Here is an 18,603-nt window from a genome sequence, read left to right as displayed (position 1 = left end):
CGTAGCGATCTCATCCACACCATTAAAAACAAACAATAAGTGGATACATCAAGGCAGCCGATAGGCTTCTTTGGCGCGCAGGGCCTTTGCGCGGCAAAACAGGTAAAACCTGAAGGGCCCGGTCCTTTTGCCGCCTTTGTCGCGCCGGGCTACAGCTCCAGGCAAAATTACCAATGCCCTTGCCGCCGCGCGGCCCGGCTTGTTTTACCTGTTTTCGCCCGAAGCTTTTCGGCTGACGGCTTGCTAATGAGATCCCGGATGGATCTGCATTCCGCCGCCTTTGTTGGTGTTGTCACCAACAAAATGAGCGGGAGCCGGATTCAATGAGCCATAAGTCCTGATCACCCCCTTAAATTGTCCTTTTTGCACATTTACGCGTAAGTAACCTAACTGTATCTTTGGCTAAACTAAATCAGAAAAAAACTTATGGCAACTCAAATTTTTTTAAACCTGGCGGTAAACGATCTTAACAAATCTGTAGAATTTTTTACCAAATTGGGTTATACGTTTAACCCCAAATTTACCAACGACAAAGCAACCTGCATGGTCATCAGCGATACCATTTACATCATGCTGCTTACGCGGCCTTTCTTTCAGACGTTTACTGAAAAAGAAATTATTGATGCCCACAAATCCGTAGAGTGCTCTATCTGCATCTCGGCCGACAGTAAGGATGCCGTTAACGAAATGGTAGCCAAAGCAGAAGCAGCAGGCGCAACCATACCCAACCCGGCTACCGACTACGGCTTTATGTACCAGCACAGCTTTGCCGACCTTGACGGCCACCACTGGGAATATGTATGGATGGACCCCAACGGCATGCCCGAGCACGTGGGTTAACCAATAGCCGTTCGGGGGTTAGTCCGACAGGCTACCCGCAATAAAAGCCCCGGGCCGGAAGATCCCGGGCTTTTTGTTTTTACGGTAATGGTGTTACTAGCGGACAGTAGCGGACAAGAACAAAGAGCCCCGGCCCGTGCAATCCGATAGCTATCGGATCCTTCCCCCCGGGGAGGGTGTAGGAGGGGTTTAACAAGCGACAAGACTAATCTCTAATCAACCAATCTCTAATCACTAACACGTGCGTTGCCTCCGGCCCGGGCTGTTCATTCATACGCGCACCAGGCATTAGGCGCGGGGCCGGTATCCATTTCCATCCCTAACGCAGGCCGGCGCGACTGGCCATTTGTCTGAACCATGATTCGTAGGATTGATGAATTACCGTGCCGTGGAGACGCAATATTTTGCGTCTCCACCGACAGCCATCTGCGCGGCACCCTCGTGCGATTCCCCTCCTGAGAGCGGCGAAGGGGTGTGTCATTCCTGTGTGGGTATGTTATTTATTCAAAAGCTACCGCAAGCGTCCCCGCTTGTGGTACGGTGATAGGTTAACGCTTTGCTTGCCTATCTTCTACCTGTATGATGCACCACAAGCGGGACGCTTGCGGTAGCGGGGGTAGTCGCAGACTACAAGCATACACGGTCCGAAGTTTTGCAAACTTCGGACAGCAGGATAAAAATCGAGGAGTTATCTGATTTCAACATCAAATTAAAAACAGCACTTAATTACAATCCCAAAAAAGAGAAAAAGGACGAAGGAGATGACGATTTAGAATTAGTGCCGTTGTCTTAAAATAACCTAAATAGACTAAAAAACATAAGTTATTGATATATTTAAGCCGCTTAACGAGTTGATTTTTATTGACCTAAATTATCATAGTATGAAAACAAGTGTTTCCGATGCTTTGCGTATAGTAGTTTATGCTATAGTTATGTTTTTCATTATACCTCTAATTTTTTGTGGGTTTAACTGGTTATGCGTAAATGGCTTACTCTTGTTTTTTGAATTGAAATCAAGAATAAACTCTTTTGTTTTTTGGCTTTCGTTTTTAGTAATAGGGATATCAATAATTTATTTCATAAGGTATATTTTCGCTTTTATATCAATTATGATAGTTAGTCTATTTAGTAAGATATGCCCTATATGGCGGTACAAATTTTCTGAAAGATACACCGTAGCTATGTGCGTCATAACAATTGCTTTCGTAATGTATGGTTTTTATAACGGTGGTGACAAGAACGATTTTATGGCTTACATATCAATTGGGAATGCTTCGGGTCTGTAGCTGCAATGCCGCGTAAGGGATGGAAATGGATACCGGCCATCGCGCTTAAGGCCTGCAGGCGTATGAATGGACAGCCCGGCCCGCAGGGGTACGCCCAAATCACGCTGTCATTTCGAGCGAGCCAGGGGCGGGCAATAGCGCGAGGAGCGACGAGAAATCTTAAACTCCATGCTGCGGATCGCTTGTATATAATCGCTTTTATAAGATTTTTTCGCTATCGCTCAAGAGAGAAGTTCTCCCTCGTACCTCGGTTCGAAATGACAAACTGCTTTATACTCACGGTACAGTATCCACCATCATCATTCTTAGATTTGGTTACAACTTGCGTGTATCCGGTTAATTTTATTTTGATTAATGCCCCTACATTTGTATTGTTAAAAAAGTAATTGCACATCAGTAAAAAATCACCTATGTCAGCAACAGAACCATACCGCATCCGCACGATTGATGAATATCATCATTTAGCCGGTTTGCCCAGGCCGGAGCATCCGTTAGTCAGCGTTATTAACATGGCCGATGTAAGATGGGTAATGACAGATCCGCCGGTTAGCCGCACGATCGATTTTTATTGTATCACCTTAAAGCGGCACAGTGGCAGTGGTTTCAGGTACGGGCAGCAGCAGTATCAAACCCAGGGCGGTATTATGTATTTTATGGCGCCGGGGCAGGTATTTGGTCCGCCGGCAAGGTATGACGAAGCAAATAAAACTACCGGGTGGGGGCTTTATATACATCCTGATTTTTTATGGAAAACGCCGTTGGCCAAGATAATAAGGCGGTACGAGTACTTTGATTATGCCGTAAATGAGGCGCTGGCATTAACCGAAAAAGAGGAGGCGATAATGATCAGTATCATACAGAATATCCAGGCGGAGTATAATGCCAACATGGACAGGTTTAGCCAGGATATCATTATATCGCATATAGAAACGCTGTTGAATTATTCTGACAGGTTTTACAACCGCCAGTTCCTTAGCCGTAGGATCGAGAATAACCAAATGCTTGACCGGTTGGAGGATTTGCTGAACGGCTATTTTAACGGCAGGGATCTGTTGGCGCACGGCTCGCCCAGTGTACAGTATGTAGCCGAAAAATTAAATATATCGCCCAACTATTTAAGCGGATTACTTAAAACACTCACCGGGCGCAATACACAACAGCATATCCAGGACAAAATGCTGGAGAAGGCCAAAGAAAAGATCTCGACCACGGAGCTGTCTGTAAGCGAGATCTCCTACGAGTTGGGTTTTGATCACCCGCAGTCTTTCAGTCGTTTGTTCAAGGCCAAGACCGGGCTTTCGCCCCTGGAGTTCAGGCAAACCTTTAATTAACTAAACATTACAGACGCTGACGAGCGTATCGATATATATAATTTGTTCTTTGAAAGTGTAGTGATTAGAGATTAGTTAATTAGTGATTAGGTTGTTTAGGCGCTAAAAACCATTCACTCCATCACTCATTCGCTAATACACTCATTAATTTATTTAACACTGTTAAATTCATGACAAATAAATGATACGCTATTAAAAAAAGCGTTATACATTTGTACCGTTTAACAGTGTTAAATAAATTAATGCCCAAAACAGCATGGCAAGTAAAGACAGGATATTACGTTTAAAAGAAGAAACCCGTTGCAATATACTGGATGCTTCTTTGAAGATTGTAAAAGAGGGGGGATGGGATGCCTTAAGTATGCGTAAGATAGCAGACGAGATAGAATATACGGCGCCTATTATTTATGAATACTTCTCAAACAAAGGGGCTATCTTATTGGAGCTTACCCGTAAGGGGTTTTTGTTATTAGCTAAAGATCTGGAAGCTGCAAAAAGCAGGCACCGCTTACCGGCCAAACAGCTGGAAGCCATGTGGCTGGCCTACTGGAACTTTGCCTTTGCCGAAAAAGAACTGTACCAGGTGATGTACGGCGTTGAAACCAGCTGTTGCGAGATGGCTAAGAAGATGCCCGAATCTGAACTGCCTATGGACCTGATATGGGACGTAATTGTTGAACTGATGACGCCGATAATGGCGCCGCATGTGCCAACCGAAGACGAGATTTGTATTAAGTACTATACGTTTTGGTCGGTTATTCACGGATTAATATCAATCAATATGGTTAACCGCGGTACCAGCGATGAAACCAACCACGAAGTTTTAAAGACCGCTATCAGCGGCATTATCCGGTCGATAACCGGCTAACAACATCGTTAAAAGGATAAAATTTTTTACAACAGAATTAACATTGTTAAACTATTTAACAGTGTTAATTAATCAAATTCAAAATCTACTATTAAAATAAATACACCATGACAACTCCATCACTTCCTTATTCATTTAACACTGTTAAAAAAATTAATAGTGTTATAGCAATTGCGCTAGCACTGGCATCGCTGCTTTTATTAAACAGCTGTTCATCAACGCCCGCCGCCACGCCGGCACCGCCGCCGCCGTCATTACCGGTGGGTACTGTTCAAACCAGCTCGGTAACTACTTACCAGGAATATCCGGCTTCTATTGAAGGCGCGGTTAACGTTGAGATCCGTCCGCAGGTTGGCGGGTCATTAGACCGCGTATTTGTTGACGAAGGCGCTTTGGTATCAGCCGGTCAGCCGTTATTTAAAATAAATGATCAGCCTTACCGCGCCGCATTAAATAATGCACTGGCCAGCCTGCATGCCGCAGAAGCCGCACAAGCTAATGCACAGCTAGAGATTGACAAATTAACCCCGCTTGTTGCCAACAAAGTTGTTTCAGACTATCAGCTTAAAACAGCGAAAGCCACTTTCCAGATCGCCAAAGCCAATATCGAATCGGCAAAGGCAAATGTTTCAACCGCGCAGATCAACCTGGGGTACACATTAATAAAAGCGCCCGTGAGCGGTTACCTGGGTCGTCTGCTAAAAAAACAGGGTAGCCTGGTTTCGCCGCAGGATGTTGAAGCTTTAACGCAGTTATCAGATGTACATAACGTTCATGTTTACTTCTCATTAGGCGAGAAAGATTTCGTAGGCTTTAAAGACCAATATGCCGGCTCAACCTTAAGGGACAAAATAAACCACCTGCCACCGGTAGCTTTATTACTGGCTGACAACACCGAATACGCTATTAAAGGTAAGATAGATATGATTGACGGCCAGTTTGACAAAACTACCGGCGCCATTACGGTACGTGCCAGCTTTGCCAACGCGCAGGGCCTGCTGCGCTCGGGCAATACCGGTAAGATCCGTTTAAGTTTGCTACATGCCAACGCGCTTACCGTGCCTGAATCTGCCACTATTGAAATGCAGGACAAAATATTTGTATTTACAGTAGCAGATAGCAACAAAGTGAAAAAAGTACCGATCACCATCGAAGGTAAAAATGGCACAGATTACCTAGTTAAAGACGGCGTAAAAGCAGGCGACCAGATTGTATTAAGCGGTATTGACCACTTACAGGAAGGCGTTAAAATAGCCCCGCAAAAAGCGGCAGACAAGGTTGCTAAAAACTAATATTTAAAAGAATCAAGAACCGGGAATCAGGAAATCAGGATAGTTTGGAGATAGACGTTTTTGTCTTAACCCTTAGATACTGGCGCTTGATTCTACAACACAACACATCATGTTTAAAATATTTATAAAAAGGCCGGTACTGGCAACTGTTATCTCCATACTATTGGTGATACTGGGTGTGCTTGGCCTGAAAAAATTGCCCTTAGAGCGTTTTCCTGATATAGCCCCTCCGGCGGTATTGGTGACCGCCGTATATCCCGGCGCCAACGCCGAAACCATTTTACGGTCGGTAACCCCATCTTTAGAAGAAGCGATAAACGGGGTGGAGGGAATGACCTACATGACCTCTACCGCCAGTAATGATGGTACCTTAGGCGTTACGGTTTACTTTAAACAGGGAACCAATCCCGACCAGGCAGCAGTAAACGTTCAAAACCGTGTTTCGCAGGCTACCAGCCAGTTACCGGCAGAGGTGGTTCAATATGGTATAACCACTACCAAGCAGCAAAATAGCTTTATAGGTGCCATAGGTGTTTACACCGAAGATCCGAAAAAATACGATCAAACCTTTATAGCCAACTATGTGCAGATCAATATTATTCCGGAGATTAAACGTATTCCGGGGGTAGGTTCAGCCAGTATATTTGGTGGTATAAAAGATTACTCGATGCGGGTTTGGCTAAACCCCAGCCAGATGGCAGCTTATAAAATTACCCCTGCCGAAGTTATGGCAGCCATACAGGATAAAAATTTGGAGGCTGCGCCGGGTAAATTGGGCGTACAAAGCAAAGAGGCATTTGAATATGTAATTAAATACAAAGGCAAGCTTACCCAACCGGAAGAGTATCAAAACATTGCTATCCGTGCAAATGCTGATGGATCTGTATTGCATTTAAAAGATGTGGCGCGTGTAGAGCTGGGTACTTATTCATATACCAGTGCAACCCACCTTAACGGGCACGACGGTATCATTATCGGTGTTATACAGTTATCAGGATCTAACGCCAACGAGATCCAGATAGCCATTGATAAGCTGATGGAAAAAGCGTCGAAGGAGTTCCCGGTCGGCATCAAATACAACCAGTTCTATCGTACCAAAACCGATCTGGACGAATCCATCACCCAGGTTGAACATACCCTGATCGAAGCATTTATACTGGTATTTATCGTAGTATTTATTTTCTTGCAGGATTTCAGGTCCACCTTAATTCCGGCTATTGCCGTGCCGGTTGCAATTATCGGTACATTTTTCTTCATGAACCTGTTCGGTTTCTCGGTTAACCTTTTAACGCTGTTTGCGTTGGTACTGGCCATAGGTATTGTGGTGGATGATGCCATTGTGGTGGTAGAGGCGGTGCATGCTAAAATGGAACACAACCCGGGCCTTTCGCCCAGGGCTGCAACCACACAGGCTATGCATGAAATAACAGGTGCCATTATCTCTATTACGCTGGTTATGGCGGCTGTATTTTTACCGGTTAGTTTCATGACCGGGTCTACCGGTATATTTTACCGTCAGTTTGCGTTAACCATGGCTATAGCGATCTTAATATCAGCTGTTAACGCCTTAACGTTAAGCCCTGCACTGGCAGCATTATTCCTGAAAAATAAACATACCGCTGACGGCCATGAGGCGCCCAAAAAAGGCTTTAGTGAAAAATTTTATGCGGGCTTCAACAGCAGCTTTAACTACATGACCGATAAATACATCGGCGGAGTAAGAACGCTGATCAAGAACAGATGGGTTGCCGTATCCGGCCTTGCATTGGTGACAGTTGCCACGGTTTACCTGGTAAATACCACCAAATCGGGCTTTATCCCAACAGAGGATCAGGGCTTTGTGGCGATAGCGGTTTCAACACCATCAGGTAGTTCGTTAGATGCCACCAATAAAACATTTAAACAGGCCGAAGATCAGTTAAAAACTTTACCATCAGCAAGGTTTGTTACTGCGCTGTCTGGTTTCAACTTTTTAACGCAATCAAGCAGCCCGTCGGCAGGTGTAATATTCCTGCTGTTAAAACCCAATGAGCAAAGAGGCGGTGTTAAGAATATTGATGATATCCAAAATATCGTAAGGGGTAAATTAGCCGGTATACCGGGCGGTACCTTCTTTGTGTTCAGTTTCCCAACTGTGCCGGGCTTTAGTAACGTAGAAGCGCTTGATGTGATGCTGCAGGATAAAACCAACGGCAGGCTGGATAAGTTTAGCGGTATTGCCAATAACTTTATCGGCAAGCTGATGCAGAAAAAAGAGATCGCTTTTGCCTTCACTTCTTACAAAGCAGATTATCCGCAATTACAACTGGAGGTTGATGATGAAAAAGCCAGTCAGCTGGGTGTAAATGTTAAGGATATCTTAGCTACCATGCAGGCCTATTTCGGTACCGCTCAGGCATCAGATTTTAACCGCTTTGGAAAATACTACCGCGTGGTTGTTCAGGCTGATATTGCCGACCGTACTGATCCAGCGGCTATTGACCGTGTGTTTGTAAAAAACAATAAAGGCGAAATGGTGCCGGTTAACACGCTGGTAAAATTAACCCGTGTTTTTGGTTCAGAAACCGCGTCAAGGTACAACCTGTTCAACTCTATCGAGGTGAATGCCATCCCAAAACCCGGCTACAGCTCGGGTGATGCCATCAGGGCGATCCAGGAAGTTGCCAAAGACGAATTGCCAACCGGCTTTGCCTACGAGTTCTCGGGCCAAACCCGCGAAGAGATCTCATCAGGAGGGCAATCTACCATCGTATTCCTGATGTGTTTGATATTTGTTTACTTCCTGTTATCGGCACAATACGAAAGCTATATCTTGCCGCTGGCGGTGATCCTGTCTATCCCTACAGGTGTCTTCGGTGTGTTTGTGGTATTAGGTTTAACCGGTATCGAAAACAATATCTACGTGCAGGTAGCCCTGATCATGCTGATAGGCTTGCTGGCTAAAAATGCCATCCTGATCGTCGAGTTTGCCATACAGCGCCGCAGGGCAGGACGCGACCTGGTAGCATCAGCCATTGAGGCCGCTAAATTAAGGTTGCGCCCCATCGTCATGACATCCCTGGCCTTCGTGTTTGGTTTGTTCCCGATGAGTATCGCTACCGGTCCGTCGGCACAGGGTAACCACTCTATCAGTATTGGCGCCGCAGGCGGGATGGTATCCGGCGTATTGCTGGGACTGTTTATTATCCCGGTACTGTTTGTGATCTTCCAGCATCTGCAGGAAAAAATTACCGGTGTTCCGTTCGCTTTGGATAAAGATCACGAAGATCATCATCACCATCAAAATGGCGTAACTATACCGGCCGTTCCTGAAACCCAACTGGTATAACTTTTAACACTTACTAAAATGAAGAATTATATAGATAAATACCTTTTGATAGCTGCTGTACTGGTGCTTGGCGCCTGTAAAGTATCAAAGGATATGAAAACACCGCAGGCTGAATTGCCTGCGGCTTTTAGAAACAGTACCACCACGGATACCACCAGCATCGCTGACATCCCGTGGAAGAATTTCTTTACCGATGCCGAACTGCAAAAGCTGATAGACAGCGCCATTGTAAAAAATTACGATATGCAACTGGCTATCAAAAATATCGAGGCATCTCAGTTACTGGTTAAACAGGTAAAGTGGAACTATGTGCCAACTGTTGGTTTAAATGTTAGCGCCAGCACCAGCCGCCCGTCAGACAACAGCCTGAACGGACTTAGTTTAGCAAACGCGGGTATAGGTACCAAACATATCGAGGATTACTCGGCTAATTTATCCCTGTCATGGGAGGCTGATATATGGGGTAAGATCCATAATCAAAATAAAGCCGCCTTAGCTGCTTATTTGCAAACTACCGAGGCTAAAAAAGCGATACAGACTAATATTGTAGCTTCGGTTTCGCAAGGTTATTATAACCTGTTGATGCTGGATGCCCAGTTAGCAACCGCGCAAAGAAATGTAAGGTTAAACGATAGTACGCTGCGCATTATCAACCTGCAATATACCGCGGGCCAGGTTACTTTACTGGCGGTACAACAAGCCGAAGCGCAACGATTGGCCGCATCGCAATTAGTGCCGCAATTTGAGCAGAACATAGCCCTGCAGGAAAACGCGTTACGCATATTAACCGGCGAATTGCCCGACAGGATTGAGCGCAATAAAACCTTAAATGAGGTTACTTTTTCTGATAACCTTTCAGCCGGGTTACCATCAGTATTGGTTAGCCGCCGGCCTGATGTAAAAAGCAGCGAGCTTGCACTTAACATAGCCAATGCCAACGTTGGCATTAACCAGGCCGAAATGTACCCCGCTTTGCGGATCACTGCCAGCGGTGGTGTAAACTCGTTCAAAGCCAGCAATTGGTTTAATATCCCGGCTTCGTTATTCGGGATAGTATCCGGCAGCGTTTTACAGCCTTTGTTAAATCACAAAGAGTTAAAAACCAGTTATGAAGTAGCAAAGATTGATCGGGAGAAGACAGTGATCCAATTCAGGCAGACGGTATTAACTGCCGTTGGCGAGGTATCTGACGCGCTGGTTAAGATCGACAAACTCAAAGCCGAACAGGATATTGCAGCCAACCGGGTAAATACCCTCCAAAAAGCAACAGCCAACGCCAACCAGCTCTTTAAAAACGGCATGGCAAATTACCTTGAGGTTATAACTGCTCAGGGCAACGTTTTACAAAGCGAGCTGGAGCTGGCCACTATTAAAACCGAACGCTTAAATGCAGTTGCAGAACTATACCGTTCGCTTGGAGGGGGTTGGCGCTAATGTGTATTGTGTAACATTTACACATCTTTAGCATTTTTTTATAACATTATTAAAGTTTTGTTTGGATTTTGAATACTTTTAGAACCGCAATCTATTGCTAAACCAAAAGACAGCCAAACAAAACTTTAATTAAATGAAATTAAGACTCTTTAGCTTTTTAAGCATTGCTCTTTTAGCACTGTTAAGTGCAGGTAATGCCGAAGCACAGGTAAAACCACGACTATTGGTTTTTAAGAAAACGGCAGGTTTTCATCATGGCTCTATCCCGCTTGCGGCACAGGCTATCATGAAACTGGGCCAGGAAAATGGTTTCCTGGTTGATACCACTACCGATGCGGATAAGATTACAGAAAGCAACTTAAAAAAATACACCGTATTGGTGTTTGCCAGTACAACCGGTGATATTTTAAACAACAGGCAGCAAGCCGACCTGGAAAGATATATCCAGGCAGGTGGTGGTTTCGTGGGCATCCACGCTGCTGCCGATGCGGAATATAACTGGCCATGGTATGGCCGGATGGTAGGCGGATATTTTGCACATCACCCTGCACAGCAAATGGCTACTTTAACTGTGGTGGATAAAAGCTTTATCGCTACTAAAATGTTGCCGGCCGAGTGGAAACGCAAGGACGAGTGGTACCATTATAAATCCGTAAATCCGGATATCCACGTATTGATAAATTTAGAAGAATCATCACTTAACTATGCTAAAAACGGTGGGGATGATGCCTTTAAAATGGGGGCCAGGCACCCTATAGCCTGGTATCATGAGTTTGATGGCGGCCGGGTGTTTTATACCGGTTTGGGCCATACTGATGAATCCTACAGCGAGCCATTATTTTTGCAGCATTTATTGGGTGGTATTAAATATGCTATCGGTAATAACACGCCGCTAAATTACGCCAAAGCAAAAACCCAGCGTGTACCTGAGGATAACCGGTTTAACAAAAAACAACTGGTTACCGACACTTTTGACGAACCCACCGAAATGACCGTTTTGCCAAACCTGGACATACTGGTAGCACAGCGCAAAGGCGAGTTTATGTTATATCATCACCTTACCAAAAAAGTTACCAAAGTTGGTCAGCTTGATGTTTACTATAAGACATTGCATACCCCCGGTGTTAACGCCGAAGAAGGTTTATTAGGTGTACAGATCGATCCCGATTTTAAAACCAATCATTATTTCTATGCTTATTACAGCCCTTCCGGCTCGGTAGTTAACCGCTTATCGCGCTTTACCCTGATCAACGATAAGGTTAGTATGAAAAGCGAGAAAGTTGTTATAGAGGTTAAAACAACCCGCGAAATTTGCTGCCATACCGGCGGGTCGATCGCCTTTGGCAAGGACCATATACTTTTTGTTTCGCAGGGCGATAACACAACGCCCTTTGATGAGCCTAATGACGGCAGGGGTAAAAATCCGCCAAACTCCTATTCCTATTCTCCGTTGGATGACAGGCCCGGGTTTGAGCAGTATGATGACCGGAGAGGATCCGGAAACACAAACGACCTGCGCGGGAAGATCCTGCGTTTAAAAATACACCCGGATGGCAGTTATACCATCCCTGAGGGTAACCTGTTCCCTAAGGGAATGGAAAAAACCCGCCCTGAAATTTATGTAATGGGTAACCGTAACCCATACCGGATTTCTGTTGATAAAAAGACCGGCTTTTTATACTGGGGCGAGGTTGGCCCGGATGCTAACAATGACAGCCTTGAAACACACGGCCCGCGCGGTTATGACGAAATTAACCAGGCCCGTAAAGCCGGTAATTTTGGCTATCCCTATTTTGTTGGAGACAACTACCCGTACCGCGAGTATGATTACGCAACCGGTAAAGTTGGCGCCGCGTTCGACCCTAGTCATGTTGTCAATAATTCAAGAAACAACACCGGTTTAAGCGTGTTGCCAAACGCACAACCGGCATTTATCTGGTATCCGTATGCCGAGTCGCCGCAGTTTCCTGAGCTGGGTTCAGGTGGTCGCACCGCTATGGCCGGCCCGGTTTATCACTCCGAAGATTTTAAAACGCCGGGCGCTTTGCCGGCTTACTATAATAACAAGTTGTTTATTTACGATTTTATACGCGGCTGGATAAAAGCGGTAACCATGGATGCACAGGGTAACTACGTATCAATGGAACCATTTATGAAAGATGCCAAATTTAATTCAATGATAGACATGGAGTTAGGCCCAGACGGCAAATTGTATGTACTAGAGTATGGTAACGGCTGGTTCAAGAAGAACGGTGATGCCGGTTTAGTGTGTATTGAATACAACGCAGGCAACCGTGCGCCGGAAATTGCGGGCCTAACCAGTGATAAAACCTACGGCGCATTGCCAACAACGGTAACCCTCTCGGTTAAAGCTACTGACCCTGAAAATGATAAGATGACCTATACCTGGAACTTTGGTAACGGCATTAAAAAAATCACCAGCCAGCCCCGGGTAACTTATACCTATCCAAAGGCAGGCACTTTCAACGCAAGGGTAACGGTTAAGGATGTTAAACTGGCATCCGTAACCAGCAAGCCGGTTATTATTGCAGCGGGCAGCCTTGATGAGCCGGTTGATCCGTCATTGCCATTTGCAGCCGGTAAAGCATTAATGATGTCAATGGATTGTAAATCATGCCATAAAACAAATGAGAAGGTAATAGGCCCCGCATTTGCTGATGTGGCCAACAAATACAAGAAAAATAAAGCCAGCTATACGGCGCTTACCAATAAAATACAAAATGGCGGTACCGGTGTTTGGGGCGATGTTACCATGCCCGCCCACCCAAGCTTAAAAGCTGACGAAGCTAAACAGATATTGGATTGGATCTTCTCTTTGAAGAAACAATAGTACTAAGTCAACACCTTACAAAAGCCGAAACAGATCAGTCTGTTTCGGCTTTTGCGTTATACGGTTTTTTTGATTTGCAGTGGCAAACCGGTTGTGGATCCGCAAAAGCATTAAATTTGAATAGCCTGTTGCAAAACTATTTATTACAATTAGTTGTTTAAAATATTAATAATGAATTAATAATATGGATAATAAAGATAAAGTTGGCAGCCCTGACAGGGAACTGATCAATATTCATGAGAATTATGAAGTGGAATATTGGGCTGAAAAATTAGGTGTAACAGCCAGCAGGTTGCGTGAGGCAGTGCAAAAAGCCGGAAACTCGGTAGCGGCCGTAAAAGCATATTTAAATAATTAAATAATATCGACATGGGTCTTGAAAAATATGCAGAAAAGCGCGACTTTACCAAAACTGCCGAACCTAAAGCCGGCCGCAGTAAGGATAAGGACCACTTAATGTTTGTAATACAAAAGCATGACGCGTCGCGCCTGCATTATGATTTCAGGCTGGAAATGGATGGCGTATTAAAGAGCTGGGCGGTCCCCAAGGGCCCGTCAACCGACCCGAAAGTAAAACGGCTGGCAATGATGGTTGAAGATCATCCGTTTGATTACCGCAACTTTGAAGGCATTATCCCGCAGGGAGAATATGGCGGCGGTACCGTAATCGTCTGGGATGAGGGAACCTATGAGCCTATTGAGGAGATAAAAGGCAAAAAAGCGCAGGAAAAACATTTGCTCCAACAGTTAAAATCAGGCTCGGTTAAAATCAAGCTGCACGGTGAGAAACTGAAAGGCGAATTTGCCCTGGTTAAAACCCATGGCATGGGCGAAAATGGCTGGCTGCTAATCAAACACAATGATGATTTTGCGTCTAAAACGGATATTACCAAAAAAGATAAATCAGTACTGTCCGGCAAATCCATTGAGACCATGGAGAAAACCAGCGAGAAAGTTTGGCAGCACGGTCATGAAGAAGATGTAGACGAATCGCCTAAAGAAAGTAAAAAAAAAAGCCTGGCAAAACCGGCTGAGGAAGTGGTGGTTGAAAACCTGGCTGAGGGGCAGGTGGCTAAAAATGAGCCCGATATAGAGGCGTTATTAAAGGCTGCGCCAAAATCGCCGGTACCTAAAAACATAAAACCCATGAAGGCCACCCTGGTGGACGAGCCTTTTGATGACCCCGACTGGGTGTACGAAGTTAAATGGGACGGTTACCGGGCCATTGCTGCTATTGATAAAAAAGGAGCTGAGCTTATTTCACGCAACAACATCCCGTTTGATAAATACTATCCCATTAATAAAATTCTTAAAAACTGGCAGCTAAACGCTGTGATTGACGGTGAAATTGTGGTACTGAACGACAAAGGCTTATCTGACTTTGGCGCACTGCAAAACTGGCGAAGCGAGGCCGATGGTAACCTGGTTTACTATGTCTTTGATATTTTATGGTACGAAGGTAAAAACCTGATGGGCCTGCCGTTGAGTGACAGGCAGGCAATTCTGCAAAAAGTTTTACCAACTGATACCGACCAGGTAAGGCAAAGCAAAGTGTTTGCCGCCAATGGCAAAGAATTTTTTGCTGCCGCCGAAAAAATCGGAATGGAAGGCATTATTGCTAAAAAGGCAAGCAGTATTTATACTTCTGATCTGCGGTCAAAAGAATGGTTAAAAATCAAGGTGCAGCGCCGCCAGGAGGTGATAATTGCTGGTTTTACCAAAAATGCGGGTACTGCCAAAGCCTTCAGCGCATTGATACTGGCCGTTTATGACGGGGATACGTTGAAATATGTAGGTAAGGTTGGTACCGGGTTTTCTGAAAAATTGCAGAAAGAAATGATGGCAGAGTTTAAGCCGTTAATAACCGATAAAAGCCCGTTTGATGTTGAACCTGATGTTGACAAGCCATCACGCTTCAGGCCGCAGCGCCTGGGTGCCAAACCAACCTGGTTAAAGCCTGACCTGGTAGGCGAAGTTGCTTTTGCAGAAGTTACCAGCGACGGCGTTTTCAGGCAGGCTTCATTTAAAGGACTGCGTATTGATAAAAAAGCCAAAGATGTAATACTTGAAACACCAAAAGATACGGAGGATGTTGTGAAAGAAGCAGAAGAATCACCTGCGGAGGAAACCCACGATGCCATTAAACCGCCATCAGATAAAGACCGCAAAACCCTGCTCAACCCTAAAGATGAGACACAGGTGCGTAAAATATGTGGCCATGAGTTAAAATTTACGCATTTAAGTAAGGTTTACTGGCCCGAAGACGGGGTTACCAAACGCGATATGTTTAACTACTACTATCAGGTGGCCGACTATATTTTGCCTTACCTGAAAGACAGGCCCATGTCGCTTAACCGTTTCCCTAACGGAATACACGGGCCAAGCTTTTATCAAAAAGATGTTAAAGGTAAAGCACCCGATTGGGTAACAAAAACATTCCCCTATACCACCAGTGAGGGCGAGCATAAAGAATACCTCGTTGGGTCAGACGAAGCATATCTGCTCTGGATGGCCTCTTTGGGCTGTATAGAAATGAATCCCTGGTTCAGCCGGATTCAATCGCCGGATAACCCGGATTATTGTGTGATTGATCTTGATCCGGATAAAAACACTTTCGACCAGGTGATAGCTGCGGCCTTAGAGGTAAAGAAAGTGCTGGACGCGTTGGATGTGCCTTGTTATCCAAAAACATCCGGTTCAACGGGGATGCATTTATATATCCCCTTAAATGCCAAATACAGTTATGATCAATCGCAGATGTTCGCCAGGATCGTTGTATCGCTGGTACATAAACAAATCCCTGATTATACCAGTTTAGAACGGATGATATCGGCCCGAAAAGGTAAAATGTATCTTGACTTTCTGCAAAACAGGCCGGGTGCCACTATAGCCGGGCCCTATTCATTACGGCCCAAAATAGGCGCGACGGTATCGATGCCATTAACCTGGGATGAGGTTAAACCCGGACTAACAATGAAAGATTTTACTATATTTAATTCGATAGACCGGCTAAAAGAAACCGGCGACTTGTTTAAAGGCGTTTTAGGTAAGGGGATTGATCTGGAAAAAACAATTAAAAAAGCCAAAAGTATTTTTGGAACCTGATAAAAACGATGGCAGCATTTTATTTTAACATCAGCAGCGAATTACCGTTAATGGTAGTGCCCGAAACCAGGGTATCAATGGATGGACATCCTATACTTACCCATTCTTACAGCCTGTACAGAAACACAAATGGGGATAACGCTGATGCAGTTTTATCGCCTGACGACCAGCAACGGCAATCCAACCCCAATTACCTGGGTTCTATAACTTTTGAGATCCCGGGCCGCGTGTTTAATTATATTGCCGACGGGCAGGCATCTTTATCGCGTGATGAGCTCGAGCAAGCCATTGAGCAAATATCACACTATCGTGATCATCCGGATTTATGGCCACAATCAGATAACGTTTAGCAAGCCGGCTATCTGGCAGGATAAAGCATCAAAAAAAAATCCCGGACAAACGGCCCGGGATTTTTTTGTTAGATTATGGCTGATGGGTTATACCCCCAAGTCTTTTATAATCGCATCAATTTTAGCGTCAAGTTCACTATCAGTTTGCTGATAAGCATCTTTACCGGCCAATTTGCCATTTACACTACAATAAAATTTGATCTTGGGCTCGGTACCCGACGGGCGGGCAGATATAATGCTGCCGTCAGCAGTTATAAACTGCAATACATCAGATACCGGCAATTCAATAGCTGATGTGGTGTTTGAGGTCAGATCGGTTTCAATCCGGCGCTCATAATCCTTAACGGTAATAACTTTTGATCCGCCCAAAGTAGCCGGCGGGTTAGTACGGAAGGTTTCCATCATGGCCTTAATCTCTTCGGCACCTGTTTTACCTTTTTTAGTGATCGATATTAGTTTTTCCTTATAAAAGCCATACCGGATATACATATCAATCATAGCCTCAAACAAGCTGCTGCCTTTATCTTTATAGTAAGCGGTCATCTCGGCAATAAAAGCGCTTGACACTACGGCATCTTTATCCCTAACCAGTTCGCCTATCAGGTAGCCATAACTTTCTTCGCCACCACCAATAAAGGTTTGTTTTCCTTCAAATTTGGTCATCAGCTCGCCAATATATTTAAAGCCGGTTAAGGTGTTATAAAATTTAACCTTTTTGGCTGTCGCGATAGCCTCAATGAGGTTACTGGTAACAATGGTTTTTACAATGTATTCTTTTCCGGTTAATTTGCCTTTTTCTTCCCAGGCGGTTAGCAGGTAATTAATTAACAGGCTACCGGTTTGATTGCCGTTAAGCAATACAAATTCATTGTTCGTATTTTTTACCGCGACGCCTACGCGGTCAGCATCCGGGTCAGTGGCCAATACCAGGTCGGCGTCTATTTCCGCAGCCTTTTTTAGCGCTAAGGTTAATGCTTCCTTCTCTTCCGGATTTGGGTATATCACGGTAGGGAAGTTCCCGTCAGGGGTAGCCTGTTCTTCAACCACATTTACGTTTTCAAATCCGAAGCTCTTCAAGGCAGGCGGTACCAGGGTTATGCCGGTTCCATGAATGGGCGAGAAAACTATGCTCAGGTCCTTTTGGCGTTTTATAGCCTCCGGCGATACGGAAAGCGCGGTTATTTTTTCCAGGTATTCTTTATCGATCTCCTCGCCGATGAGCTCTACGTTTTCAGGGATCCGGTCAAATTTAACGGCATCAATACTGGATATCGCAGCAACTTCGTCCATTACAGCTTTATCGTGCGGCGACACAAACTGGCCGCCATCAGCGCCGTAGGCCTTATAGCCATTATACTCTTTCGGATTATGTGACGCCGTAAGCATCACGCCGCTTTTGCATCCCAGTTTACGTACGGCGTATGATAGTTCGGGCGTCGGGCGCAAAGCACTGAAAAAGTATACATGAATGCCATTGGCCGAAAAAACATCAGCCGTTATTTTAGCGAACAGGTCCGAGTTGTTACGGCTGTCGTGCGCTATCGCCACGCTTATTTTTTCGTTGGGATAAGTCTTCTTTAAAAAGTTAGCCAAACCCTGTGTTGCAGCGCCAATGGTATATTTATTGATACGGTTTGATCCCGGGCCCATAATGCCCCTAAGGCCGCCGGTACCAAATTCAAGATCGCGATAAAAAGAGTCTGTTAGTTCTGCATAGGCGTTGGTGTCTATCATTTGCTGAACTTTTGCTTTAGTTTCAGCATCATAGTTTCCCTGTAGCCATGAGTTGGCTTTATTAAGAATTGTTGGATCTAATTCCTGCATATTATTGGTTTATTTTCTGTTATCAAATATGATAAAAAAATGAATGGGAAGCATTTTTGTTTCCCATATTTTAAATTTGATGGTGGGTGGATTA

The 18,603-nt window shown here is 44.8% G+C and carries 12 protein-coding genes; 11 read left to right on the top strand and 1 reads right to left on the bottom strand.

The window, feature by feature from the left end; translation table 11 throughout:
- Positions 1–39: 39 nt before the first annotated feature.
- From LJ658_RS17340 to LJ658_RS17290, 11 genes are all read left to right on the top strand, one after another.
- Positions 40–327 (top strand): hypothetical protein, encoded by a 288-nt coding sequence (locus LJ658_RS17340; protein WP_230547802.1) that lies wholly within the window; start codon positions 40–42, stop codon positions 325–327.
- Positions 328–426: 99 nt separating this feature from the next.
- Positions 427–840, top strand: coding sequence for a VOC family protein (locus LJ658_RS17335; protein ID WP_230547801.1), 414 nt, complete (start codon positions 427–429; stop codon positions 838–840).
- Positions 841–2,536: 1,696 nt separating this feature from the next.
- On the top strand, positions 2,537–3,457 hold the full coding sequence (locus LJ658_RS17330) for an AraC family transcriptional regulator (protein ID WP_230547800.1): 921 nt from the start codon (positions 2,537–2,539) through the stop codon (positions 3,455–3,457).
- A 256-nt stretch (positions 3,458–3,713) separates the two neighbouring features.
- A complete protein-coding gene (locus LJ658_RS17325) occupies positions 3,714–4,325 on the top strand; it encodes a TetR/AcrR family transcriptional regulator (RefSeq protein WP_230547799.1) in 612 nt (203 codons plus the stop codon).
- A gap of 107 nt (positions 4,326–4,432) precedes the next feature.
- A complete protein-coding gene (locus tag LJ658_RS17320) occupies positions 4,433–5,617 on the top strand; it encodes an efflux RND transporter periplasmic adaptor subunit (RefSeq protein WP_230547798.1) in 1,185 nt (394 codons plus the stop codon).
- A 109-nt stretch (positions 5,618–5,726) separates the two neighbouring features.
- Entirely contained in the window at positions 5,727–8,945 is a 3,219-nt protein-coding gene (locus LJ658_RS17315; RefSeq protein ID WP_230547797.1) for an efflux RND transporter permease subunit, read from the top strand.
- A gap of 18 nt (positions 8,946–8,963) precedes the next feature.
- Positions 8,964–10,379, top strand: coding sequence for an efflux transporter outer membrane subunit (locus LJ658_RS17310; RefSeq protein WP_230547796.1), 1,416 nt, complete (start codon positions 8,964–8,966; stop codon positions 10,377–10,379).
- 133 nt (positions 10,380–10,512) lie between these two features.
- Positions 10,513–13,230, top strand: coding sequence for a ThuA domain-containing protein (locus LJ658_RS17305; RefSeq protein ID WP_230547795.1), 2,718 nt, complete (start codon positions 10,513–10,515; stop codon positions 13,228–13,230).
- A 184-nt stretch (positions 13,231–13,414) separates the two neighbouring features.
- Positions 13,415–13,588 carry a DUF3606 domain-containing protein gene (locus LJ658_RS17300; protein WP_230547794.1) on the top strand — a complete coding sequence of 58 codons (174 nt, stop codon included), beginning with the start codon at positions 13,415–13,417 and terminating at the stop codon, positions 13,586–13,588.
- Between the two features lie 11 nt (positions 13,589–13,599).
- On the top strand, positions 13,600–16,335 hold the full coding sequence (ligD, locus tag LJ658_RS17295; protein WP_230547793.1) for a DNA ligase D: 2,736 nt from the start codon (positions 13,600–13,602) through the stop codon (positions 16,333–16,335).
- A gap of 8 nt (positions 16,336–16,343) precedes the next feature.
- The gene (locus tag LJ658_RS17290; protein ID WP_230547792.1) at positions 16,344–16,685 is read left to right on the top strand and encodes a hypothetical protein; all 342 of its coding nucleotides are present in this window, start codon (positions 16,344–16,346) and stop codon (positions 16,683–16,685) included.
- Positions 16,686–16,772: 87 nt separating this feature from the next.
- Here the strand turns inward: LJ658_RS17290 and LJ658_RS17285 are convergent, their stop codons facing one another.
- Positions 16,773–18,509, bottom strand: a complete 1,737-nt coding sequence (locus tag LJ658_RS17285; protein ID WP_230547791.1) for a phospho-sugar mutase — start codon at positions 18,507–18,509, stop codon at positions 16,773–16,775.
- Between the last annotated feature and the right edge of the window lie 94 nt (positions 18,510–18,603).

Origin of the sequence: Mucilaginibacter sp. UR6-11 (assembly GCF_020880695.1) — a bacterium.
Lineage (GTDB): Bacteria > Bacteroidota > Bacteroidia > Sphingobacteriales > Sphingobacteriaceae > Mucilaginibacter.
The sequence above is the reverse complement of the archived record's forward strand: the minus strand, read 5'-3'. Positions and strand labels throughout refer to the sequence as shown.